General features: G+C 61.7%; 26 protein-coding genes. 4 read left to right on the top strand and 22 right to left on the bottom strand.

Features of this window, described 5'->3' with window-relative positions:
• Positions 1–24: 24 nt before the first annotated feature.
• The 14 genes from folP to IG629_RS19550 all read right to left on the bottom strand — a co-directional run bounded on the left by folP (position 25) and on the right by IG629_RS19550 (position 13606).
• On the bottom strand, positions 25–1158 hold the full coding sequence (gene folP, locus IG629_RS19615; protein ID WP_193173604.1) for a dihydropteroate synthase: 1134 nt from the start codon (positions 1156–1158) through the stop codon (positions 25–27).
• A gap of 3 nt (positions 1159–1161) precedes the next feature.
• The gene (gene ftsH / locus IG629_RS19610) at positions 1162–3096 is read right to left on the bottom strand and encodes an ATP-dependent zinc metalloprotease FtsH (RefSeq protein ID WP_193173603.1); all 1935 of its coding nucleotides are present in this window, start codon (positions 3094–3096) and stop codon (positions 1162–1164) included.
• A gap of 46 nt (positions 3097–3142) precedes the next feature.
• Positions 3143–4528, bottom strand: a complete 1386-nt coding sequence (gene tilS, locus IG629_RS19605) for a tRNA lysidine(34) synthetase TilS (protein WP_193173602.1) — start codon at positions 4526–4528, stop codon at positions 3143–3145.
• Between the two features lie 7 nt (positions 4529–4535).
• Positions 4536–5615, bottom strand: coding sequence for a tol-pal system protein YbgF (ybgF, locus tag IG629_RS19600; RefSeq protein ID WP_193173601.1), 1080 nt, complete (start codon positions 5613–5615; stop codon positions 4536–4538).
• A gap of 174 nt (positions 5616–5789) precedes the next feature.
• The gene (gene pal / locus IG629_RS19595) at positions 5790–6308 is read right to left on the bottom strand and encodes a peptidoglycan-associated lipoprotein Pal (RefSeq protein ID WP_193173600.1); all 519 of its coding nucleotides are present in this window, start codon (positions 6306–6308) and stop codon (positions 5790–5792) included.
• Positions 6309–6473: 165 nt separating this feature from the next.
• Positions 6474–7796, bottom strand: coding sequence for a Tol-Pal system beta propeller repeat protein TolB (gene tolB / locus IG629_RS19590; RefSeq protein WP_404923915.1), 1323 nt, complete (start codon positions 7794–7796; stop codon positions 6474–6476).
• A gap of 83 nt (positions 7797–7879) precedes the next feature.
• Positions 7880–8842, bottom strand: a complete 963-nt coding sequence (locus IG629_RS19585; RefSeq protein WP_193173599.1) for a cell envelope integrity protein TolA — start codon at positions 8840–8842, stop codon at positions 7880–7882.
• Positions 8843–8846: 4 nt separating this feature from the next.
• The gene (tolR, locus tag IG629_RS19580) at positions 8847–9290 is read right to left on the bottom strand and encodes a protein TolR (RefSeq protein ID WP_193173598.1); all 444 of its coding nucleotides are present in this window, start codon (positions 9288–9290) and stop codon (positions 8847–8849) included.
• Between the two features lie 3 nt (positions 9291–9293).
• Complete coding sequence (gene tolQ, locus IG629_RS19575; protein WP_193173597.1) at positions 9294–10025, bottom strand: protein TolQ; 732 nt, start codon at positions 10023–10025, stop codon at positions 9294–9296.
• 44 nt (positions 10026–10069) lie between these two features.
• Entirely contained in the window at positions 10070–10537 is a 468-nt protein-coding gene (ybgC, locus tag IG629_RS19570; RefSeq protein ID WP_319025134.1) for a tol-pal system-associated acyl-CoA thioesterase, read from the bottom strand.
• On the bottom strand, positions 10530–11576 hold the full coding sequence (ruvB, locus tag IG629_RS19565; RefSeq protein WP_404923914.1) for a Holliday junction branch migration DNA helicase RuvB: 1047 nt from the start codon (positions 11574–11576) through the stop codon (positions 10530–10532). The genes ybgC and ruvB overlap by 8 nt, the downstream gene beginning before the upstream one ends.
• A gap of 29 nt (positions 11577–11605) precedes the next feature.
• Positions 11606–12229 (bottom strand): Holliday junction branch migration protein RuvA, encoded by a 624-nt coding sequence (gene ruvA, locus IG629_RS19560; protein WP_193173595.1) that lies wholly within the window; start codon positions 12227–12229, stop codon positions 11606–11608.
• The gene (gene ruvC / locus IG629_RS19555) at positions 12226–12804 is read right to left on the bottom strand and encodes a crossover junction endodeoxyribonuclease RuvC (RefSeq protein WP_193173594.1); all 579 of its coding nucleotides are present in this window, start codon (positions 12802–12804) and stop codon (positions 12226–12228) included. Before ruvC ends, ruvA begins: the two co-directional genes overlap by 4 nt.
• Before the next feature lie 49 nt (positions 12805–12853).
• Positions 12854–13606, bottom strand: coding sequence for a YebC/PmpR family DNA-binding transcriptional regulator (locus tag IG629_RS19550; RefSeq protein ID WP_193173593.1), 753 nt, complete (start codon positions 13604–13606; stop codon positions 12854–12856).
• A gap of 422 nt (positions 13607–14028) precedes the next feature.
• Here IG629_RS19550 and IG629_RS19545 point away from each other — a divergent pair, with 422 nt between their 5' ends.
• Both IG629_RS19545 and IG629_RS19540 read left to right on the top strand, forming a co-directional pair.
• Positions 14029–14559: a response regulator gene (locus IG629_RS19545; protein WP_226886950.1), complete on the top strand. Its 531-nt coding sequence runs from the start codon at positions 14029–14031 to the stop codon at positions 14557–14559.
• 45 nt (positions 14560–14604) lie between these two features.
• On the top strand, positions 14605–15105 hold the full coding sequence (locus IG629_RS19540) for a hypothetical protein (RefSeq protein ID WP_193173592.1): 501 nt from the start codon (positions 14605–14607) through the stop codon (positions 15103–15105).
• A 9-nt stretch (positions 15106–15114) separates the two neighbouring features.
• Here IG629_RS19540 and IG629_RS19535 read toward each other — a convergent pair whose 3' ends face one another.
• The 5 genes from IG629_RS19535 to IG629_RS19515 form a co-directional block, all read right to left on the bottom strand.
• Entirely contained in the window at positions 15115–15555 is a 441-nt protein-coding gene (locus IG629_RS19535; protein ID WP_193173591.1) for an acyl-CoA thioesterase, read from the bottom strand.
• A complete protein-coding gene (locus IG629_RS19530) occupies positions 15552–16352 on the bottom strand; it encodes an alpha/beta fold hydrolase (RefSeq protein WP_193173590.1) in 801 nt (266 codons plus the stop codon). The genes IG629_RS19535 and IG629_RS19530 overlap by 4 nt, the downstream gene beginning before the upstream one ends.
• Before the next feature lie 4 nt (positions 16353–16356).
• The gene (locus IG629_RS19525; RefSeq protein WP_193173589.1) at positions 16357–17664 is read right to left on the bottom strand and encodes an O-acetylhomoserine aminocarboxypropyltransferase; all 1308 of its coding nucleotides are present in this window, start codon (positions 17662–17664) and stop codon (positions 16357–16359) included.
• Positions 17665–17994: 330 nt separating this feature from the next.
• Entirely contained in the window at positions 17995–18519 is a 525-nt protein-coding gene (locus IG629_RS23025) for a GNAT family N-acetyltransferase (RefSeq protein ID WP_404923912.1), read from the bottom strand.
• Positions 18516–19112 carry a UbiX family flavin prenyltransferase gene (locus tag IG629_RS19515; protein ID WP_193173587.1) on the bottom strand — a complete coding sequence of 199 codons (597 nt, stop codon included), beginning with the start codon at positions 19110–19112 and terminating at the stop codon, positions 18516–18518. Before IG629_RS19515 ends, IG629_RS23025 begins: the two co-directional genes overlap by 4 nt.
• 156 nt (positions 19113–19268) lie before the next feature.
• Here IG629_RS19515 and IG629_RS19510 point away from each other — a divergent pair, with 156 nt between their 5' ends.
• The gene (locus tag IG629_RS19510; protein WP_084608349.1) at positions 19269–19433 is read left to right on the top strand and encodes a YdcH family protein; all 165 of its coding nucleotides are present in this window, start codon (positions 19269–19271) and stop codon (positions 19431–19433) included.
• Positions 19434–19526: 93 nt separating this feature from the next.
• Here IG629_RS19510 and IG629_RS19505 read toward each other — a convergent pair whose 3' ends face one another.
• From IG629_RS19505 to IG629_RS19495, 3 genes are all read right to left on the bottom strand, one after another.
• Positions 19527–20306 carry a 3-hydroxybutyrate dehydrogenase gene (locus IG629_RS19505; protein WP_319025133.1) on the bottom strand — a complete coding sequence of 260 codons (780 nt, stop codon included), beginning with the start codon at positions 20304–20306 and terminating at the stop codon, positions 19527–19529.
• Positions 20307–20375: 69 nt separating this feature from the next.
• Positions 20376–21155, bottom strand: a complete 780-nt coding sequence (locus IG629_RS19500) for a 3-hydroxybutyrate dehydrogenase (RefSeq protein WP_193173586.1) — start codon at positions 21153–21155, stop codon at positions 20376–20378.
• Positions 21156–21241: 86 nt separating this feature from the next.
• Positions 21242–21424 (bottom strand): DUF1192 domain-containing protein, encoded by a 183-nt coding sequence (locus IG629_RS19495; protein WP_193173585.1) that lies wholly within the window; start codon positions 21422–21424, stop codon positions 21242–21244.
• Between the two features lie 189 nt (positions 21425–21613).
• Here IG629_RS19495 and IG629_RS19490 point away from each other — a divergent pair.
• Positions 21614–22131: DUF1013 domain-containing protein (locus IG629_RS19490; protein ID WP_193173584.1), on the top strand; the 518-nt coding region annotated here is incomplete at its 3' end.

Raw genomic sequence — 22131 nt, 5'->3', positions numbered from 1 at the left:
AATGACTGGAGCGAGCACCGCAGCTTACCGCCGAGCGGCGATTCCCGCCCAGACTTTTAGCGCCTGCACGGTCTCGGCAACATCGTGCACCCGGAGGATCTGGACGCCCTGCTCCACACCGGCAAGGGCAATGGCGAGCGAGCCCGGCACTCGTTCCTTCGCCGGCTCGTCCCGGCTGATATTGGCGATCATCTTCTTGCGCGACGCGCCGAGAAGAACGGTGCAGCCAAACCCGTGCAACAGGCCAAGCCGGGCCAGCACTTCAAGGTTCTGGTCCGTGTTCTTGGCGAATCCGATACCGGGGTCAACGACGATACGCTCACGCGGGATGCCGGCCTGCTCGGCCTCAAATACCCGTTGCTCCAGCTCCTCAAGCATCTGCAGAGGGGTGAAATCGTACTGAGCCTCGCTCTGCATGGTCTGCGGCTGACCCCGCATATGCATCAGCATTACCGGGACCTTGGCGTCCGCGACAATGCGGCGGCTCATAGGATCAGCCAGCCCGGTCACATCGTTGACGATATCCGCCCCGGCATCGAGCGCCGCCCGCATTACGTCCGGACGCCGCGTGTCGACGCTGATCACCGGCCGCTTCGCCCCGGCCCGGTGACGGATACCCTCGATCACGGGGACAACCCGGCGTAGTTCTTCCTCGACCGGCACCGGATCGGCACCGGGCCGGGTGGATTCCCCGCCGATATCCAGAATATCCGCGCCCTGCATCAGCAGCTCAAAGGCATGGTTGACTGCATCGCCGGTCGCCGCGAAGTCGCCGCCGTCGGAAAAACTGTCCGGCGTCACATTGACGATGCCCATGACCAGGGGACGGTCAGCCGGCAATCCGGCAAACAGCGGGCGCGGCGCAGAGATCAGATCGATTTGCTGATCGAACAGAGCGCCAATTCCTTCGCCCGCGGCCCAGGTAACGGCCGTATCGAGCGGCGCGGGGCCCAGTAGGTGAATGGCATCGGCGGAGCGGGCAATAATCTCGACGGCGGAGAACGCGGCGGGGCCACCGGCCAGAGGACGGGCAAGCCCGGCCTTCAAGAGCCGGTCCGCCATCTCTCCCCAGACGATACCGGTCGGTGCAAGGTGAATGCTGGCGCCGGACGGCAAAAGGCCGCGCATGAGCGCGGCCTCTTTCAAAATGTCGGTCATGAATTACTCGCCGGGCTGCGGATCGGGCTCAAGGCCCCCACCGGTCTTACCGGTATCTTCCTTGCCGCCGGTCGGCACCGATGAACGGCGTCCGGCACCGGGCTTCGGTCCGTCTTCCTTGTTATTCTTCACCAGACTTTCGCCAGCGAGCAGGGCTTTGATCTCGTCACCAGAGAGGGTCTCGTATTCGAGCAGTCCCTTGGCCAGCGTTTCCAGCTCGTTGTAATTATCTTCCAGGATCTTGCGAGCGTCTTTATAGGCGCCATCCACGATCCGGCGGATTTCCTCATCGATCACCTTGGCGGTCGCATCGGAAACGTTCTTCTGCTGGGTCACGGAATGACCGAGGAAAACCTCCTGCTGATCCTGCGAATAGGCCAGGAAGCCGAGTTTGTCGCTGAGGCCCCACTCGGTGACCATGCGGCGGGCCATGTCGGAGACCATCCGGATATCGGAGGAGGCACCGGTCGTAACCCGTTCTTCCCCGAACACAAGTTCCTCGGCAAGACGGCCGCCACAGGCTACCTGCAGGTCCGCATAGAGCTTTGCACGAGAAAGCGAGATCCGGTCGCCTTCCGGCAGACGCATGACCATGCCGAGGGCGCGGCCGCGCGGGATGATCGTCGCCTTGTGGATCGGGTCGCTGTCCGGGCAATGCAGCGCAACCACGGCGTGGCCGGCTTCATGATAGGCGGTCAGCGCCTTTTCTTCGTCGGTCATGACCATGGAGCGGCGTTCCGCGCCCATCATGACCTTGTCCTTGGCTTCCTCGAACTCGGCCATGCCGACCACGCGCTTGCCCTTACGGGCCGCCAGCAGGGCGCCTTCGTTCACCAGGTTCGCAAGATCCGCACCGGAGAAGCCCGGTGTACCGCGCGCAATAACCTTGGCGTCCACGTCCGGACCCAGCGGCACCTTGCGCATATGAACTTTCAGGATGCGCTCGCGGCCCAGGATGTCCGGGTTCGGCACCACGACCTGACGGTCGAAGCGGCCGGGACGCAGCAGAGCCGGGTCAAGCACGTCCGGACGGTTGGTGGCGGCGATCAGGATGACACCCTCGTTCGCCTCGAAACCGTCCATCTCGACCAGCAACTGGTTCAGGGTCTGCTCACGCTCGTCATTGCCGCCGCCGAGACCGGCGCCGCGATGACGGCCGACCGCATCGATTTCATCAATGAAGATGATGCATGGCGCGTTCTTCTTGCCCTGCTCGAACATGTCGCGGACACGGCTGGCGCCGACGCCAACGAACATCTCGACGAAGTCGGAACCGGAAATGGTGAAGAACGGCACATTGGCTTCGCCGGCGATGGCGCGGGCCAGCAGCGTCTTACCGGTACCCGGAGGGCCCACCAGCAGACAGCCCTTGGGAATCTTGCCGCCGAGACGCTGGAAGCGCTGCGGGTCCTTCAGGAACTCGACGATCTCTTCAAGCTCGGTCTTGGCTTCGTCGATACCGGCGACATCGTCGAAGGTGACCCGTCCGACTTTCTCTGTGAGCAGCCGGGCGCGGCTCTTGCCGAAGCCCATGGCCTTGCCGCCACCGCCCTGCATCTGGCGCATGAAGAAGATCCAGACACCGATGAAAAGCAGCATCGGGAACCAGGAGATCAGGATACCGAGTAGGCCGGACATGCCCTCTTCCGGCGGCGCTGCGGCAATCCGCACGCCCCCTTCCTTGAGCCGGTCCACAAGGCCGGGATCGTTCGGAGCGTAGGTCGCAAAGGTGCGCCCATCGCTGAAGTGTCCCTTGATGGTATTGCCCTGGATCACGACGTCGGTCACCCGACCGGATTCAACCGAGCTAAGGAAATCCGAAAACGCGAAATTCGGATATCCACCAGGTTTGTTCGAACTTTGGAATAGATTGAACAGCGCCACGAGGAGGACGCCTACGATAATCCAGAGTGCGAGATTCTTGCCGAAATTGTTCACGCCGATTATGCCTCGGTAGGGTTCTTATTCAGCCGGACGCCCATTCTTAGTCGTTCATCGCGGCCCTGTCATCCCTGCTTGCCCGGAAAGCGTCGGCTACCCATGGCACGGCGGGACGAAATTCAATTTGGAACAGGCCGGCTTCCAGGGGCCGCTGACTTGTCCATGTCTCGGAAAGGTGGGGGGCAAACAGACGCCCGTCAAGGTCAGTTAAAGCAGGAAGTGATGCGCGGATGCTGACCGGGAGCGCCTTTGAAGCCTTCACGACTGTCCCTGTCAGCCGCAATCGGCGCTCGCCCTTGCCTGTCAGCATGTGAATCCAGACCGGTTGCGCCCCCGACCAGGTGACGTCGAAACGCCCGTCCCAGCGGCTCAAACGCTGGCCGCACAACATTTCCGGGCCGGTCTTCCGCGGTGTCTCCCTGGCAATCCAGAGCCTGTCATCCCGGCCGCGCCAGACAAGGCAGCCTCCGAGTGTGACCTGATCGCTGGTGCCGTCATCCAGCCACGTCAAAAAACGCGTCATATTTTCTGCGCGCGGCGGATAATCCAGCCCACCGATCGATTGCAGCAATCCGGAGAGAAGCTTGGTACGCAGCGGCAGCGGCAAACTCAGCACAGCGGAAAGATCGAGCGCGGCAAAACCGCGCGGGTCCAGCTCACCGGAAGCCGTCAGGAAATCGGCCAGTCGTTTTTCGCTCCAGTCCCGCAAGCGCCCGAATGCCTGCGCGAGACGATCGAGACGGCCCGCGTCCAGACCAGCTTCCGTCATAGCGTTCGCCTGCCGACGGATCCGGACCCGTTCGAAACGTCGGTCACGATTGCTCGGGTCCTCGACCCAGACTTGCGCCTCAGCGAGACAATTGGCGCGAAGCCGGGCCGGCGGCAGGGAAAGCAACGGACGCAGAACGGGGATGCTTCCATGCATCTGCCTGGGCCGGATGCCGGCCAGCCCGTCAGGCCCGCTCCCCCGCGCCAGACGCATCGCCATGGTTTCGGCCTGATCCTGCACATGATGGGCGAGGAAAAGCCCGCTCGCGCCCAAGGACGCCGCACAGTCGGTCAAGAGCTTGAACCTTGCGGAACGGGCCGCTGCCTGCAGGCCGGTGCCTGGTTTCGCACCCTGCCATTTGAGGATCTTATGCTCGATCCCGCGCGCGGCGAGCCAAGCCGATACCCGCCCGGCCTCCTCCGCGGAGTCCGGACGCAGCGCGTGATCGACAGTTACGGCAAGGAGGCGGTGTCCATGGGCATGACACCAGCGCGCCAGCAGGAGACAAAGCGCCATGCTGTCCGCACCGCCAGACACTCCGGCGAGAAAAACAGAAGGCGGGGCCGAGGCAAGATCCGGGTCGGCGCGTTGCAGAAGCGCCTCGAATTCACAGTCCGAAACCGGCTTGACGTCGGACAGTCGCTGTCTCCCGTGATCCAAGGCCGGATCAGCAGCCGATCCGTTGCCGTTCCGTCTCCATCCGGCGTTTGATATTGGCGGAAGCGTTCGGGAAGTCGGTTTTTAACTGATCGAAGGTGACGCAGGCATCTTCCTTCCGGTCCATCCGGGCGAGAGAGAAGCCGAGCTTCAGCAGATTATCCGCGGTCTTGGAGCTGCCCGGATAATCCGTATAGCCCGTGGCGAAGGTTTTGGCCGCATTGGCAAAATCCTTGCGCACGTAATAGGTCTCGCCGAGCCAGTACATTGCATTTCCGGCCAGCGGATTCTTCGGGTGGCGCTCCAGGAATGCGCTCAGCGCCTGTTCCGCGGAAGCGAAATCCTGCTTCTGCAGATAGGTGAAGGCGTGCTTGTACTGCTCTTCGGGAGTGCCTTCGGGCAGGATCTGCTGCGGGCCGGCCGAAGGCGTGCTGGCAACGGTTTCGGGGGCACTCGCAGGCGCGGGGACCTGTCCGGCTTCTGCGGCAGGGGCCGGCGCAGCATCAAGAGCCTTGGCCTCCGACTCCTTGAGATATCCCAGAACGCCCTGCCCCTGTCCCGCGACCGGAGCCTCTGCCGGCGCCGGCTCGGCTACGGGACGATTGAGGCTGCCCTGCACGGCGGAGTCAGGCTGCGTAGCAACGCCGCCCCGTTCAAGAGCCTGGAGCCTGAAATCGATATCGCGCACCAGCCGGTCAAGACGGCCGGAATTCTGCTCCACCTTGAACTCGACTTCCTCGATCTTGCCGGTGAGAGAGCGGATCAGGGTTTCGAGCTGTTGCAGCCGGACTTCCACCCGGGCGGCATAGCTCGTATCGAAACCGGCGCTCTGATTGCCCGCAGTGGCCGAGGTCGTTGACGTGCCAGAGGTGATCGGTGCCGGGGTGACTGGCGTCGCCGTGATCCCCGTGCCGCCACCGCGATAGAGCTGGCGCTGCAGGTCCTGCATCTCGCGCTCCATCCGGTCGAGACGGTTCAGCAGGTTCTGGACGTCCTGCGCGGCCGCGGGCAGTGCCGCCGCCGAGATAAACATCAGGGCCACAGCACCGGCAAACAAACGCGCGCCGCCAAATACGAACCGGCTCGTCATCTCTCGAACTCCCAGTCTCACAATCGTCACGACCGTTAAATCTAACCTGCCAATCGAGCAGGAATAAGGCATGTCCGCCAACGGAGCGCCGTCAATTCCTCTGCCACAAATGACAACGCGCCGGTCTGGCTAACCAGACCGGCGCGGTCTAACTCAGGCGGTCAGGCCGAAGCCTTAGTTGATGGTGGTCACACCACGACGGTTCTGGGCCCAGGCTTCCTCATTGCTGCCGAAAGCAACCGGGCGCTCCTTGCCGTAGCTGATGGTGTTGACGCGGCCGGCATCGATGCCAAGCGCAATCAGGTAATCTTTTGCCGCACTGGCACGGCGCTCGCCGAGGCCCAGGTTGTATTCCCGGGTGCCGCGCTCATCGCAATGTCCTTCGATGGTCACGGTCGCGCTCGGGTACTTGCGCAGCCAGAATGCCTGACGCTCAAGCGTCGTGCGGGCTTCTGGTGTCAGGTCGTACTTGTCGAACCCGAAGAAGACCCGGTCGCCAACCTCGGCGACGAACTCTTCGCGCGACCCCGGAGCAGCGGTAACAGCCCCGGTAGAGGCCGACGATGTCGAGGGCTGGTTCGCAGCCGGTACAGTCGATCCCGCGCCGCCCGACTGGGACGCCGTTTCCTGGTCGGTCGAGCACGCGGCGACGAGCAGACCCGCAGCCACGATGGAAAGAAACTTCATTGTCATTCTTTAACCCCCACAGAAGTGAGCCTTCGATCCAAGTTTTCGGTCGTGCCCCTTAGACTCTAACCGGACGCGCCAATCCTTTGTGTTCTCTAACAGATTTCTACGCATGGCGATAGCCGCTCATTACCGGAGAAGGCTTGTCGCGCGAAATATATTTCTATGACACTAAGGAATCAAGGGCGACCATGCGGGATCGGAAGCATCCACGGGAGTGACAATCTCGCGCTCGTTATATCCAGTGAGGTCAACGGAGTAGAGTTTGGTCTTGCCGCCTCGACCGGAAGAATCCGACGGGAACTGCTTGAAATATATCAAAACACGCCCGTTTGGCGCCCAAGTCGGAGCCTCCACGAGATAGCCTTGGGAGAGCAGCCGCTCGCCGGTTCCGTCAGGCCGCATGACCCCGATATAGAACTGACCGCCAACTATTTTCGTGAAGGCGATCAGGTCCCCGCGCGGAGACCAGACAGGCGTCGCATAACGTCCTTTGCCAAAGCTGATTCGCCGCACATTGCTGCCGTTCGCATCCATCACATAGATCTGCTGACTGCCGCCACGGTCGGAGTTGAAGGTAACCTGACCGCCATCCGGCGCGAAGGTCGGCGATGTATCGATCGACGGGCTGTCTGTCAGGCGCCGGACGCGGCGGGTGGCAAGATCCATCGTGTAAATGTCGGTGATACCGTTTCGGGCCATGCTCATGATCACCCGGTTGCCGTCTGGCGAGAAACGCGGCGCGAAGGTCATGCCCGGGAAATCGCCCAGCACTTCCTGCTGACCGGTTTCGATGTTGAAGATATAGACCCGCGGCTTGTCGTTATAATACGCGAGATAGGTGATTTCCTGGAGTGTCGGCGAGAAGCGTGGTGTCAGCACGAGGTCCTTGCCGTCCGTCAGAAAACGGTGGTTCGCACCGTCCTGATCCATGATCGCCAGCCGCTTGGTCCGCCGATCCGGAGGGCCGCTTTCGGCAATATAGACGACACGGGTATCGAAATAGCCGGATTCACCTGTCATGCGCTGATAGATCGCGTCGGAGATGATGTGGGCGACCCGGCGCCAATTCGCCGGGACCGTGGTGTAGGCATTCGCCACCATCTGTTGCTCGGCGAAGACGTCCCAGAGGCGGAACTCGACCTTCACCGCGCCACTCGCCTCGAAACTCACCGCGCCGTGCACCAGTGCCTGCGCATTGATCAGGCGCCAGTCGCCAAACCGGGGCAATGCGCTGAGAGACACATTGCGCTGGATAAAGGCGGCGTTGTCGATCGGGGCGAACAGGCCGGAACGCTCAAGGTTGGCGGCAATCACGGCCGCAATATCCCGGCCGATCTGCGCACTCTCGGCATTGTTGCCAGTAAATTCGGAGACCGCCACAGGCAGCGGGTCGACCTTGCCCTGGGTGATGTCGATCCTCAACTCGGCACGGGATGAGCCTGTTGCAAGAAGCACCAGCAGCAGAGCCGGCAACACCCATCGCCAAAGCATTGCGACAGGCGAAATCTCCATAGTGCGGGACAGTCCAGCGAACCTCATGATCGGCCTCTCAAGTCGGTCGTGATCGCGGATCTTCACAGCAGATCCCTCGGATTGAAAGTCATGGTGATGTTTTTCCATGACTCGTATTTTTCAGGCGGCAACGGAAGTTTGCCACAGCTCAACACTGCGCGCCGGGCGCTTTCAGCGGCGCTCCGGAAGAAACCATCCCGGGACAGCCGTGTCTGGTCGACAATCCGCGCGTCGCGCACGGTGCCGTCAGCCCCCATCTGCAAGGCGATCTCAATATAGAGGTCTTCCGCATCCTTCGCGCCAGCGGGCACGTTCCAGCATTGCGCGATCTGCCGGCGCACCGCGTCGATCTCGCTGATGGAGACCTTGTTCTCCGGATCGAACGCCTTGTCGGATCGGCTGCGGGCGGGAGCCTGCAATTTGGCCAGCACATCCTTCAAGGGATCGGCCTTCTTCTTCTTCGGCGTCTCCTCTTCCGGTTTGGCCTGAGGCTGTGGTTCGACCTTCTCAAGCGTCTTCAGCAGGCGCGAGAAATCGAGCTTCTTGTCGTCTTTTTTCGGCTTCTTCTTCGCCTCTTCCGGCTTCGGCTCCGGCGCGCGCGGCTTGGGCCGCGGTTTCGGCGCCGGCGCTGGGGCTTGAGCAACCTTCTCCGGCTCCGGAGCCTTCTCGGGCGCGGGCTTCGGGGCCGGGGCCGGTTCCGGCTCTGGCACTTCGGCAACCGGCTTCGGCGCAGGCTCTGGTGTAGGGGCCGGCGGAGGCGGGGGCGGAGGAGCAGCCGCCTTCGGTGGTGGCGGTGGGGCAGGTTTCGGCGCTTCCGGCTCCGGCTCCTCGGGCTTCGGCTCTTCCGCTTTCTCGGGCTCGACCGCCGCCGTCGGCGTGTTGGTCACTTCCGAGATATCCACCATGTCGACGATCACCAGCTGCTCAGGAAGAATATCGTCGTTCCTGAGTTCGGGCAGGCCGAACCAGGCAAAGGCGAACACCGCAACATGGATGCCGATGGATATGGAGAGCCCGGTGCGCATGGCGTCAGCGCGTCCCCTTGCTGTCCGGGATTTCGGCCAGGAGCGCGACCTTCTTGAAGCCGGCGGAGCTGATCAGTCCCATGACCTCCATCACCGTACCGTACTGGATGCTCTTGTCGCCGCGCACAAAGATCCGCACGTCCGGGCGCTGCCCGGTGACGGCATTCAGCCTCGGCACCAGGTTTTCCCGGGGGACTTCGGTCTCCTGCAGGAAGATCACACCGTCCGCATTGACCGAAACGACGAGCGGTTCGACCTCGTCGGTCAGCTGCGCAGCCTTGGTCTTCGGGAGATCCACCGGGACGCCGACCGTCAGCAACGGCGCGGTCACCATGAAGACAATCAACAACACCAGCATGACGTCGACCAGCGGGGTCACGTTGATTTCGCTCAGCGGACGATAGCGCCCCCGCGCCCCGCGCCCAGATCCAATCATTGAAGCGGCCATGGCTCAGCCCCCCTCGTCAAGCTGACGGGACAGGATGGAAGCGAATTCGCTGGAGAATGTTTCCAGCCGCCCCGCATACCGGCCGAGATCGTTAGAAATCTTGTTGTAGGCAATCACGGCGGGAATCGCCGCGATCAGGCCGAGAGCCGTTGCGAACAGGGCCTCCGCGATACCGGGAGCCACCACTGCGAGCGAGGTATTCTTGGTCGCGGCGATGGACTGGAAGCTGTTCATGATCCCCCAGACGGTGCCGAACAATCCGACAAAGGGGGCGACCGAGCCAACCGAGGCAAGGAAGGTCATGTGTTTTTCGAGCCGGTCCATCTCACGGGAAATGGAGAGCTGCATCACCTGCTCGATACGCTGGCGCAGGCTGGCCCGGATGTCCGAGCCTTTCGAGGTCAGCCCCTTGGCGGCAGACCGGCGCCATTCCCGCATCGCCGCCGTGAACACGCCGGTCATCGGATCGCCCGGTTGCCCGCCGATACGGTCATAGAGATCCTCGAGCGAGCCGCCGGACCAGAATGATTCCTCGAACTGCGCGGCGGCTTTCGAGAGCCTTCGCATCTTCAGGCTCTTGTCGACGATGATCGCCCAGCTCCAGACCGAAGCGCCGATCAGGATGAGCATCACGGTCTTCACGATCCAGTCCGCGGTCATGAACAAACCCCAGATGCTCATGTCCGTGGCGGCTGTGCCTCCAAGTGTCACGGTATCGACTAGTGTCTGATCCATTTAGATACTCTTCTCCGACGTCTGTCCTGTGGCTTGAGCGGCGGTCATCGCGATCCCGCTCCGTCGTGCCGGTCCAGTTTCGATTTGACCGATTTCGGCACCCGCACCGGGCGCCCCTTCCGGTCCAGGCAGGCGATGGTGCTGTCCACCTTCACCAGATGGCTGTCCGCTCCCGCTTTCGCGATGGTCTGCTCAACCTCGAAGGACGCACCCTTGATTCCGGCAATCCGGGTCTGGATCTCCAAAGCGTCGTCGAGCCGGGCTGGCAGGCGAAAATCGATGACGCTGCGGCGGACCACGAAATAAACGCCCTCCTCATCGGAAAGTTCCGATTGGGAGACACCGACATCGCGGAGATATTCGGTGCGGCCACGTTCGGCAAATCGCAGATAGTTCGCGTGATAGACGACACCGCCGGCATCCGTGTCCTCGTAATAAACACGGGCGCGCAGCACATGGGTGCCATCCGCCATGAACCCCGTCACCGCTGGCTGCAGCTGCCGCTCAGACATCCGCGTCCTCGGAATTGTTGTCGAGAAGGGTCATTTGCGCCGCTTCGGCAGGTGTCCTGTTCGGCATGGCCAGGCCGAGATACCGGTAGCCGGATTCAGACAGCAGCCGGCCGCGCGGCGTGCGCTGGAGCAAGCCCTGTTGCAGCAGATAAGGCTCGATCACTTCCTCGATCACGTCGCGCTGCTCGGCCAGTGCCGCCGCGAGGGTTTCCGCCCCGACCGGGCCACCGCCGTAATTATCGGCAATGCAGCGCAGGTAACGCCGGTCCATGGCATCCAGCCCGCGCTCGTCGATATCGAGGCGATTGAGGGCACCGTCCGCCGCCTTCTGGTCGATTTCATCCACACCCGCAACCGCCGCGAAATCCCGCACCCGGCGCAGCAGGCGCCCGGCCACACGCGGGGTCCCGCGCGAGCGGCTGGCGACTTCCGCCGCGCCTTCAGGAAGCAGGTTCATGCCGAGCAGGGAAGCGCCACGCATGACGATGCTCTGCAGCTCCTCAGGCGTGTAGAATTGCAGGCGCAGAGGAATGCCGAAGCGTTCGCGCAAAGGCGTCGTGATCAGCCCGGACCGTGTCGTCGCCGCCACCAGGGTAAAGGGCGGCAAGTCGATCCGGATAGACCGGGCGGCCGGGCCTTCACCGATAATGAGGTCGAGCTGAAAATCCTCCATAGCCGGATAGAGCACTTCCTCTACGGCAGGATTAAGGCGGTGTATCTCATCGATGAAGAGAACATCGCGCGCCTGCAAATTGGTCAGCAGCGCCGCGAGATCTCCAGCCTTGGCGATCACCGGGCCCGACGTGGCGCGAAAATTCACCCCGAGCTCTCGGGCGACAATCTGGGCCAGTGTCGTCTTGCCGAGACCGGGCGGGCCGAAGAACAGCGTGTGGTCCATCGCCTCCTCGCGCGCCTTCGCGGCCTCGATAAAGACTTTCAGGTTTTCCCGGCTTTGTTTCTGTCCGACGAAATCATCGAGCGTGACCGGTCGCAGCGCCCGCTCAGGCGTGTCCTCGGTCGACCGCTCACCGTCGACGATCCGGCCCTCTTCGCCATCGTCCCAATCGCTCACGAAGCAAGCTCCTTCAGCCCGCCGGTGATCAACTGATTGAGGTCTGCGTCGGGCCCTATCGCTTTGACGGCAGCATGAACGGCGCCATAGGCAATGCTGCGGTCATAGCCGAGATTCACCAGGGCGGAGATTGCATCCGCGACAGCAGCAGGCTCTCCCGCCGGCGCCGTCTTGCCGCCCGCAGGTGCCGGCATCGCGGAATCGGCGCCGAGCGAGATATTCACCGCCTTGTCTTTCAATTCGTTCACGATCCGGCCCGCAAGCTTCGGGCCGACGCCGTCTGCGCGGGTCAGCATCTTGGCGTCACCCGCAGCGACCGACCGCAGGATCTCGTCCGGCGCCAGCGCGGACAGGATGGAGAGAGCCGCCTTGGCGCCCACACCCTGCACCGTCTGCAGAATCCGGAACGTGTCCTGCTCTGCCTTGTCGGCAAACCCGTAGAGATGGATGTGATCTTCGCGGACGTGAGTCTCGACATGAACGGAGACGTCCCCGCCCTTGTCCCCCAGTTTCGCGAGCGTCCGGCTGGACGCGAAAATCAGGTACCCGACACCGCCGACATCTATCACGGCGCTGCCGTCACCGAAAGAATCGAGGATACCCCGCAATTTGGCGATCACTGGCCCATCTCCTTACGCAGAGCCGCCTGGATCGCGCGCTCATATCCACCGGTTGCCGATTCTTGCTTGATCCGGGATACGCCCACCGTCTCGCCGAAGGCATGGCGGCTCTGGGCGAAATGCGCGTGGCAGATCGCCACCGCGAGCGCGTCCGCCGCATCCGCGGAATCAAAAACCGCTTCAGGCAGCAGCTTCGACACCATGATCTGCACCTGGTCCTTGTTGGCATGACCGGCCCCGACCACGGTTTTCTTCACCCGGTTCGGCGCATACTCGGTAACCCGGAGGCCTTGCTTGGCGGGAGCCAGAATGACGGCGCCACGAGCCAGTCCGAGTTTCAGAGTCGATTCCGGGTTCTTGTTGACGAAAGTTTCCTCGACCGCAGCCTCACCGGGGCTGTAACGGCCGAGAATTTCCAGAACACCGTCATGCAATTCGAGGAGACGTTCCGCGATGGACCGGGATGAAGTGGACTTCAGGGTTCCGTTGGCGACGTGGCGCAGCCGGTGACCGTCCACATCGACCACACCCCAGCCGGTAAAGCGGAGTCCCGGGTCGAGACCGAGAAGCCTCATCGCGATTGCCTCTCCCCAATGGGCTTTTGACCAGCACCTGACATAGGCGTCAGGCGGCTGCCGTCAGTTTCCGCATGACATCGTCCGGGATCTCGAAGTTCGCAGAGACAGACTGAACGTCGTCGAGATCTTCCAGCGCGCCAAGCAGCTTCATGATGGTCTCGGCATGAGTTTCGTCCACCGGCACCGTGTTCTGCGGCTTCCAGGACAGTTCAGCCTCTTCAGGGGCGCCGAACTGCTCGGAGAGCGCTTCGCGAACCGTGCTCAGATCGTCAGGCGCACAGGTGATGACATGCCCGTCTTCGGAGGATTCGACATTCTCGGCACCGGCTTCCAGAGCGGCCTCGAACATGGCATCGGCCTCCGCCTTGTCGGCCGGATAAGAGATCTGGCCGACACGGTCGAACATGAAGCTGACCGAGTTGGTCTCACCAAGGGTCCCGCCATATTTGGAGAACGTGGAGCGGACCTCGGAAGCGGTTCGATTGCGGTTGTCGGTCAATGCCTCGACGATCATGGCGACACCGCCGGAGGCATAACCCTCGTAGCGGATGTCCTCGTAATTGTCGTCAGCACCACCGCCTTCGGCCTTTTTCAGTACCCGGTCGATATTGTCCTTCGGCATATTGGCCTCGCGGGCCGCCTGAATGGCCGACCGCAGGCGCGGATTGGCACTTGCATCGGTACTCGCTTTCGCCGCGACCGCGATCTCACGGATCAGCCGGGTGAACAGCTTGGCGCGCTTTTTGTCCTGCGCGCCCTTGCGGTACATGATGTTCTTAAATTGGGAATGCCCTGCCATTTCCTTACAATCCTCGTGGAGCCCAGGCTCATTCGAAATGCCGAACGGAGCGCAACACAGCGCACCGAGCGGCCCGGAGGCCGGATCAATCGGCGAATCGGGCTTCAAGTCAAGAGCAACGGGCAAACTTATTTGCCGCCACGCCGCAGTTTCCTGCCGATCGCAACCGAACACAGCCTAGTCAAAACCAAGTTGATCTATACCAGATATTGTATGAATACGCACCAGAAGAGGCGGTTTTCCGGGCTTGGGTGGGATTTGCACGATGCCCAAATGCATAAACTGCATCGCCACCCTGAATTGAGAAGCAAGCAATCCGACTATAGCTTTACCCATCGGAAGTCGATTAAACTCCGGTAAGGATAACAAATTATTAAGATTCTACGGATTTCGGCATGCCGGGACCGGGGAAGTCGTGGTGAATGTCTCAAAGTTCGACCAACGAAGCACGCTACCAGCGTCTCTCGGTGATGATTGTCGAAGACAGCCAGCCCATGCGGGAAGTGCTGCGGGCGATGCTGCAGTCAGTCGGCGTCAAGAACATCATCGATGCCCGTGATGGACAGCATGCGATCCGGAAACTCAGCGAATATCAGGTGGATCTGATCATCACCGACTGGGTGATGGAAGAGATGGACGGCATCGAGTTGACCCGCTGGATCCGGAACGATCCAGTCAGCCCGGATGAATTCCTGCCGATCATCATGGTCAGCGGTCACACCGAATCCAACCGGATCGAGATGGCCCGCGATGCCGGCGTGACCGAGTTCATTGCCAAGCCCCTCACAGGCGTTGGCCTGATCCAGCGGCTTGTTGCCGTGGTGGAATACCCCCGCCCCTTCGTTCGCACCGATGATTATTTCGGACCCGACCGTCGCCGAAAGGTAGAATCCTTCACCGGAGAAGAACGGCGCGCCGCCGAATTGCGCGACCGGGATGCACGCAGCGCTTAACCGACCAGAAACAGACCGGACAAACCGGCTTACGAGAGGATAGCAATGGCCCAGCCCCCGAAAGGTACGTACGAGGTCATTCATCAGCCCAACAAGCTGAAAGATCTGGTCGGCGGACCCGCGCGCATGGATGAACGGCTGATCGCAAAGGCCGAAGCCGCGCTGGCGGACGCCGTCTCCAAGATCGATCTCGCGGAAACCGCCAAGGACAGCATCGTCAAACTGGACGAGGCCGTTGAGAGACTGCAGGCGGAAGGCGCCGAGCCCGCCGGCCCCGAACGCACGATCTATACGGTGATGCACGATCTGCGATCCCAGGGGGCCAGTTTCGGCTACCCCATGGTCGAGAAGATCGCGACCTCGATGAACCGCTACCTGGAGCTGGGCGAGCCCGGACAGCGCGGGCACAATGACGCGGATGCCATCAAGGCCCATGTCGATGCCCTGAAAGCCGTGGTCGCAACGAAAATGAAAGGCGAGGCTGGCGCCATCGGCCAGCAGATCGTCGCCGGGCTCTACAAGATTTCCCGCACCAAGAGCAAATAAGCGACAGCCTTATTCGAGGCGGAGCTTCTCCATCTCGGCGCGCATCTGCTCCGGGATCGGCACCGGCGTCTGCGTTGCCCGGTCGACATAGACATGCACGAAATGACCGAGCGCGGCGATTTCATCGTCGCCTTCACGGAACAGTGCGGTTGCGTAGGTGACGCTCGACCGGCCGAGGCGGTCTACCCGGATACCGGCATCGATGCGATCCGGGAAAACCAGTGATTTCTTGAACTGGCAACGTGTCTCCACCACCAGCCCGACGACAGGGCTGTTGTGGATATCCAGCCCGGCTTCACGGATCAGGTGCGTGTTCACGGCGGTATCGAAATAGGAATAATACTGGACGTTGTTGACGTGCCCGTAGACGTCATTGTCCATCCAGCGCGTCGGAATCTCCAGCCACCAGCGGAACCGCTCCCGGGTCTCGGTCTCTCCCTCCGCGCTCACCGAAGCGCTCCGAAAAAGTCAGCCAGCACATCCAGCGTCTCGTCCGGCTGTTCGATCATCATCATGTGACCCGCTTTCGGCAGAATAACCGCTCGGACATCCGGCAGAGCATCCACCAGCGGCCGGGACAGCTTGGCCGGGGTCATCTTGTCGTCGGAGCCGGAAAGTACCAACGCCGGACATGACACTGCCGCCGCAGCTTCCAACGCCCCGTCATAGGCATCGCAGGCGGCAAGGTCGGTCGCCAGCACCGCATAGTCGCCAGCCTCCAGCAAGCGCATGCTGGCGCCGCAGACCCAGGCGCCCGGCGCCCTGTGGCCACCTATCTGCGCACGCTTGCCGACACCCCAGCCGACCATGGTCTCGAACGCCATGTGATTACCCGTGCGGGCCGCGTTCAGCAGGTCTGGATGCACTTTCATTTCCGGCACGGAGCCCAGCAGAGCGAGCGCTTTCGCACGAGCCCCCAAACGGGCCGCGACCTCAATCCCGATGAGCGAGCCCATGGAATGCCCCATGACCATCACCTCTCCGGCGCCGACCGCATCCAGCGCGGCCAGGCACCAGTCGGCAAAGGCGGGGATATTCTCCGGCACCGTCCCGCCGCTGCGGCTGTGCCCCGGCAGATCGACAGCCAGAACGGAAAAGCCGTGATGCGCGAAGTACCGCGCCTGCATGGACCAGACCGTGTGATCCATCCCGGCACCATGCAGCATCAGGATCGTTGTCTTGCCGCCGTCAAATGGACGCCCACCGGTCGCCGCGAACGCCTCATGCCCTCCTACATCGAACTTCATCTGCTTACCCCGCCTTGCGCGTCGTTGCGGCGCGCAGCGCCTGTTTCAGGTCGCCGATCAGATCGTCCACATCCTCAAGCCCGACCGAAAGCCGGACCAGATCCTCGGACAGCCCCGCCGCCTTCATCATCTCCGCATCCATCTGCTGGTGCGTGGTGCTGGCCGGATGGATGACCAGCGACTTTGCATCGCCGACATTGGCAAGGTGGGACCAGACGCCAAGCCGGTCGATGAAGGTCCGGCCTGCCTCGCGGCCGCCCTTGATCCCGAAAGCGATCATCGAGCCCGCGCCCTTCGGCATCATCCGCGCCGCCAGCTCCTTGTCCGGGTGGCTGTCCAGTTCCGGATAAAGCACCCATTCCACCGCCTCCGATGCTTCAAGGAAGGCAGCAACCTTGCGGGCGTTGGCGACATGCCGGTCCATCCGCAGCGGCAGCGTCTCGATCCCCTGCATCAGATGAAAGGCATTGGTCGGCGACATGCAGGCGCCGAAATCGCGCAAGCCCTCGGCCCGCGCCCGCATGCACAGGGCCTGGGGTCCGAATTCCTCGGCGAAATCGAGGCCGTGATAACCGGCATAGGGTTCCGTCAGGGTTGGGAACTTTCCGGAGGCTTCCCAGTCGAACCGGCCGCCATCGACCAGCACGCCGCCGATGGCCACACCATGCCCGCCGAGCCACTTGGTGGCGGAATGCATGATGAGATCGGCACCGTGATCGAACGGCCGGCAGAGATAGGGCGTCGTGAAGGTCGAATCGATCATCAACGGGATACCCGCTTCATGCGCGACTTCAGCCAGCGCGGCGATATCCAGCACCTCTAGCCCCGGATTTCCGATGGTCTCGGCGAAGACCAGGCGGGTCTCCGGCCGAATCGCCTTGCGGAAGCCATCGATGTCGCGCGGATGCACCTTGGTCGTCTCGATGCCGAAGCGCGGCAGGGTGTGGCTGAAAAGGTTATGACTGCCGCCATAAAGCGCACTGGAGGCAACGATATGCGAGCCCGCGCCCATCAGTGTGACGATGGCGAGATGCAGGGCAGCGTGACCGCTGGCCGTTGCCACCGCGCCGACACCGCCTTCAAGCGCGGCCATGCGCTCTTCCAGTACCGCGACCGTCGGATTCGAAATCCGCGAATAGATGTGCCCGGCCCGTTCCAGGTTGAACAGCGAGGCCGCGTGTTCGGAGTCCCGGAACACATAGGATGTGGTCTGGTAAATCGGCACCGCGCGGGCGCCTGTATCGCTGTCCGGCTGCTGTCCGGCATGCAGCGCGAGCGTGTCGAAACCGAAGAGATTTCCGTCTGAAGTCATGTTCTGCCCCTCCATCCTGCACTGTGGCCAGGTTCGGCGCGATCTTTAACGGATGGAGGGTTGGACGCAAGCGCGATGGCGGTCTTGCAGCGATATTTGCGGGTGCGGGGCCCCACACTACGGAGCCACCCGAACCGATGGTTCAGAATCGAAGGACCGCGCCGAAGCGCGGCCCTTCACGTATTCTTTTTTAGAGTTTGAGCACCCTGTTCAACTTGCCCGAGGCAGACGGTAAAGCCCCCACCAGAAATGTCAAGTCGGAGTCAGCGGGGCGACAAAAATGTGACAACGAACGGTGCGAACGAACATTTCAATATCGCCCTAAAAGGCTCATGGCAACGGCAGAATCATATGCTGCATCGGTACGCTAACGCCTTGAACGATAAGTCCTTCCGGCTCCACTCCCCAGACTGAAAACCCGAGACTGTCATAAAGCGAACGAGCCGGACCAGCCTGCTCCGAGACACTCAAGTGTATGTCCGTGACACCGTCGAGTGTACCCGCATGAGCTATCACAATTTCCATCAAGGCGCGGCCCGCGCCGAGCTCTCTCGCAACCGGAGCGACGTACATGCTCCATACATGAACCTTATGCCGTGTTTTCTGTTTCTGCTCCCGGTACAGCCCCGCCATTCCGCACAGACGATCGGTAAAGGCTCCGAAGACGACATCGCCGTTCCGCCGGGCGAACAACTGACGCGCATCTTCTTCAGTCCGCAGGAAATCATCTTCGGGGGCCGCGGCAAAAGATGTTGGATCCCCGGTCAACGCTTCCCGTCTCAGGGCAAGGAACGCAGCTTCGTCGCCCTGGCCGAGCGCACGGACAGAAAAGGCTGTTTCCCCAGCTAAGGTCACGGCGCAGCGTCATCCTTCCAGCGCCGGACCGTACCGCTATCGATATCGAAGAGATCCAGCACCCGGCCGAGGGAATGGTCCACCATATCCGCAATAGAGTCAGGCTTCGCATAGAAGGCCGGAACCGGCGGCGCGATGATCGCCCCCATGTCGGAAAGGGTCAGCATGTTCCGCAGATGGCCGGAGTGCAGCGGTGTTTCCCGCACCATGCAGACCAGACGGCGGCGCTCCTTCAGGATCACATCAGCCGCGCGCGACAACAGCGTGTCGGTGACGCCCGTCGCGATCTCCGCCAGTGTCTTCACCGAGCATGGGGCAATGATCATGCCCATTGTCCGGAACGATCCGGAGGCGATGGCGGCACCGATATCCTTGTTGGCATGCACCACATCGGCCAGCTTCTCGACATCCCTGACCTTGAAGGTCGTTTCATGCGCCAGCGTGATTTCCGCTGCCCGGCTCATGATCAGGTGAGTCTCGATTTTTTGCTCGTCCGGCAGAGCCCTGAGCATTTCAAGCAACCGGATGCCGTAGACAACTCCCGAGGCCCCGCTGATCCCGATTATCAGCTTGTTTTTTTGAGGATTTCTCATGAAAAAAATTTACCTCGGGAATCCAGCACGTTGGGAGTTTTAACCAAAAAATCGCGCAACATGCCCGAAGCGGACTCATTGCACAAGCCCCTAAAGATACCTATTCTCTGAATTGTAACGTTTGAAAGTTCACGATCAAAAAAGGAGAGCATAGGCATGGCCCAGGCACAGCGGATTGAATCGCTGAAACAACGCCACGAGACCTTGGAGCGAAACCTTGATCAGGAACGTACCAGACCCATGCCGGACAGCGCTGCTGTCGCAGAAATAAAACGGAAGAAACTTGCGATTAAAGATGAGATGGAGAATCTCAGGCCCTAGCCGGGCAATCCCGTTACTTCACCGCTTTTATCAGAAAGCCATTCGCACCCGCCGGATTTTCGGCGGGTGTTTGTTTTTCCGCTCCAATAATCGCTAGACAGCCATCCAGCCGCCATCAAGCGTCAGCGTGGTTCCGGTCATATTGTCGGCGGCACTGCTGCACAAGAACAGCGCGGCACCCGCAAGCTGCTCGACCGTGGTGAACCTTCCAGACGGCTGCTGGTCAATCAGCAGGTCATAGGTTGCCTGCTCGATACTTGTTCCGTCCCTTTTCGCCCGGTCTTCAATCTGCACTTCGACCAGCGGTGTTTTCACCCAGCCGGGGCAGATCGCATTGCAGGTCACACCGCTCCGGGCGTTCTCCAGGCCGGTCACCTTGGTCAGACCGACGACACCGTGCTTGGCCGCCACATAGGCCGACTTGCGGACCGACCCGCCGAGACCCGCATTGGACGCGATATTGACGATACGCCCCCATCCACGCCGCTTCATGCCCGGCAGGGCCGCGCGCGTCGCATGAAACGGGGCCGAGAGGTTGATCGCGATCAGTGCGTCCCAGCGCTCGACCGGAAAGGACTCGATCGTCTCGGTGTACTGAACCCCCGCATTGTTCACGAGGATGTCGACGGAACCGAATTGCCCCTCGGCGGTCCGAACAAGATCTTCGATCTCGTCCGGATTACCCATGTCCGCGCCATGGTAGATCACCGGAACACCATGCTCCGCTGCCAGAGCCGCCCGTCCCTTCTCGATCTCCGCAGCATCGCCCAGGCCGTTCAGCACGATATTCGCGCCCTCGGCGGCGAAGCCTTCGGCCAAGGCCGCGCCGATCCCGCTGGTCGAGCCGGTTACGAGAACTGTCTTGCCTTTCACGGAGGCCCTTTCCAGAAGCAGAGCGATATTACGCAAATATCGGCAGTGAGAGGGAAGCCGGAGAAGACGTTACTGTGCGGTCCAGCCGCCATCGAGCGTGACAGTCGTGCCCGTCATGTTGCTGGCGGCATCGCCGCACAGGAACACGGCAGCGCCGGCGAGCTGCTCGACCGTGGTGAACTGTCCGGAAGGCTGCTTTTCCAGCAGCAGCGCCTCGGTCTCGTCCTCGACGCTGGTGCCGTTTGCCTCGGCACGCGCCTCGATCTGGGCGACGACCAGCGGTGTCTTCACCCAACCGGGGCAGATCGCGTTACAGGTCACACCGCTCTGGGCATTTTCCAGCGCGGCCACCTTGGTCAGACCGACGATGCCGTGCTTGGCCGCGACATAAGCCGACTTGTTCACCGAGGCGACAAGGCCGTGCGCCGAGGCCACGTTGATGATCCGGCCCCAGCCGCGCTTCTGCATCCCGGGCAGAGCGGCCCGCATGCCATGGAAAGCAGCGGAAAGATTGATCGCGATCACCGCATTCCAACGGTCCACGGGGAATTCCTCGATCGGCGCGGTATGCTGGATGCCCGCATTGTTCACGAGGATGTCGACGGAACCGAACTGTCCCTCGGCTGTCCGGATCAGATCCTCGATCTCCTCCGGCTTGGTCATGTCGGCGCCATGGTAGATCACCGGGACGCCATGCTCCGCTTCCAGAGCCGCGCGTCCTTTCTCGATCTCGGCCGCTTCGCCCAGGCCATTGATGACGATGTTTGCACCTTCGGCCGCGAATGCCGCCGCCATGGCCGCGCCGATGCCGCTGGTCGATCCAGTGATGACCGCTGTTTTGCCCTTCATGCCCCTGCCCCCGTGTCCATTCGTTTTGTCCTGCCTCGTCCGATACAGAGAATAATGCTGCACCGCAAGGTCCGGCAGGTCGACGATTAGCGCTTGAAAAGAGACTCAGCGGCAGAGGAAACAGACTGCTTTTCGGCAATCATCGCTTCCGCGCGCTGAATTTCGGTCTTCATGTTCTCGATGTAGTCCTGAAGGTCCTCGATATTCCAGGTCGAAAGATCGACCGGCTTGCGGGTCACGTTCTTCGGTTCAAGATCTTCGAATGTCATCTGCCCTCTCCCGATATCCGGTTTCGCCGCGATCCATCTTGAAGCACCGTGCATTTTGCCGACGACTTATGATTGGATCGTTCCGTATCTTGCTCTATATAACCATCATTCAGAACAATTCAGACAACCAAGAAAGAACGGATCCGCAATCCGAATGGTATGCGGATAACGCGCTTCAAAGGAGATATCATGGCGAATCCGCTGATGCCGAAAGCGACGGCCGTTTGGCTGATCGACAATACGGCGTTGTCGTTCGAACAGATCGCCGATTTCTGCGGCCTGCACGCCCTCGAAGTTCAAGCCATCGCCGACGGCGAGGTCAGCTCCGGTATTCAGGGCATTGATCCGCTGCAGAACGGACAGTTGGCCCGGGGCGAGATCGAGAAAGCCCAGGAAGACCCGTCCTATCGGATGAAGATGCTGGTCAGCACGCTGCCGCAGCCGAAAGCCCGCTCCAAGGGACCGAAATATGTTCCGGTCTCCAAGCGCGGCGACAAGCCGGACGCAATCGCCTGGCTGGTCAAGCACCATCCGGAGCTGAAGGATGCCCAGGTCGCCAAGCTCGTCGGCACGACCAAGGACACGATCGACAAGGTCCGTGACCGCACGCACTGGAACTCCCAGAACATTACGGCACGCCACCCGGTCCTGCTTGGTCTCTGCTCGCAGACCGACCTGGATCAGGCCGTGACCAAGGCCGGCGGCAC

Source organism: Nisaea nitritireducens (genome assembly GCF_014904795.1).
Classification (GTDB): Bacteria; Pseudomonadota; Alphaproteobacteria; order Thalassobaculales; family Thalassobaculaceae; genus Nisaea; species Nisaea nitritireducens.
This window is presented reverse-complemented; position numbering and strand designations above follow the sequence as displayed.

What these genes read in the sequence shown, in the direction of transcription:
- folP (WP_193173604.1), bottom strand. Translation starts at nt 1,158, where the DNA reads ATGACCGACATTTTGAAAGAGGCCGCGCTCATGCGCGGCCTTTTGCCG.
- ybgF (WP_193173601.1), bottom strand. Translation starts at nt 5,615, where the DNA reads ATGACGAGCCGGTTCGTATTTGGCGGCGCGCGTTTGTTTGCCGGTGCT.
- pal (WP_193173600.1), bottom strand. Translation starts at nt 6,308, where the DNA reads ATGACAATGAAGTTTCTTTCCATCGTGGCTGCGGGTCTGCTCGTCGCC.
- tolB (WP_404923915.1), bottom strand. Translation starts at nt 7,796, where the DNA reads ATGCTTTGGCGATGGGTGTTGCCGGCTCTGCTGCTGGTGCTTCTTGCA.
- IG629_RS19585 (WP_193173599.1), bottom strand. Translation starts at nt 8,842, where the DNA reads ATGCGCACCGGGCTCTCCATATCCATCGGCATCCATGTTGCGGTGTTC.
- tolR (WP_193173598.1), bottom strand. Translation starts at nt 9,290, where the DNA reads ATGGCCGCTTCAATGATTGGATCTGGGCGCGGGGCGCGGGGGCGCTAT.
- tolQ (WP_193173597.1), bottom strand. Translation starts at nt 10,025, where the DNA reads ATGGATCAGACACTAGTCGATACCGTGACACTTGGAGGCACAGCCGCC.
- ybgC (WP_319025134.1), bottom strand. Translation starts at nt 10,537, where the DNA reads ATGTCTGAGCGGCAGCTGCAGCCAGCGGTGACGGGGTTCATGGCGGAT.
- ruvC (WP_193173594.1), bottom strand. Translation starts at nt 12,804, where the DNA reads ATGAGGCTTCTCGGTCTCGACCCGGGACTCCGCTTTACCGGCTGGGGT.
- IG629_RS19550 (WP_193173593.1), bottom strand. Translation starts at nt 13,606, where the DNA reads ATGGCAGGGCATTCCCAATTTAAGAACATCATGTACCGCAAGGGCGCG.
- IG629_RS19545 (WP_226886950.1), top strand. Translation starts at nt 14,029, where the DNA reads ATGTCTCAAAGTTCGACCAACGAAGCACGCTACCAGCGTCTCTCGGTG.
- IG629_RS19540 (WP_193173592.1), top strand. Translation starts at nt 14,605, where the DNA reads ATGGCCCAGCCCCCGAAAGGTACGTACGAGGTCATTCATCAGCCCAAC.
- IG629_RS19530 (WP_193173590.1), bottom strand. Translation starts at nt 16,352, where the DNA reads ATGAAGTTCGATGTAGGAGGGCATGAGGCGTTCGCGGCGACCGGTGGG.
- IG629_RS19525 (WP_193173589.1), bottom strand. Translation starts at nt 17,664, where the DNA reads ATGACTTCAGACGGAAATCTCTTCGGTTTCGACACGCTCGCGCTGCAT.
- IG629_RS19515 (WP_193173587.1), bottom strand. Translation starts at nt 19,112, where the DNA reads ATGAGAAATCCTCAAAAAAACAAGCTGATAATCGGGATCAGCGGGGCC.
- IG629_RS19510 (WP_084608349.1), top strand. Translation starts at nt 19,269, where the DNA reads ATGGCCCAGGCACAGCGGATTGAATCGCTGAAACAACGCCACGAGACC.
- IG629_RS19500 (WP_193173586.1), bottom strand. Translation starts at nt 21,155, where the DNA reads ATGAAGGGCAAAACAGCGGTCATCACTGGATCGACCAGCGGCATCGGC.
- IG629_RS19495 (WP_193173585.1), bottom strand. Translation starts at nt 21,424, where the DNA reads ATGACATTCGAAGATCTTGAACCGAAGAACGTGACCCGCAAGCCGGTC.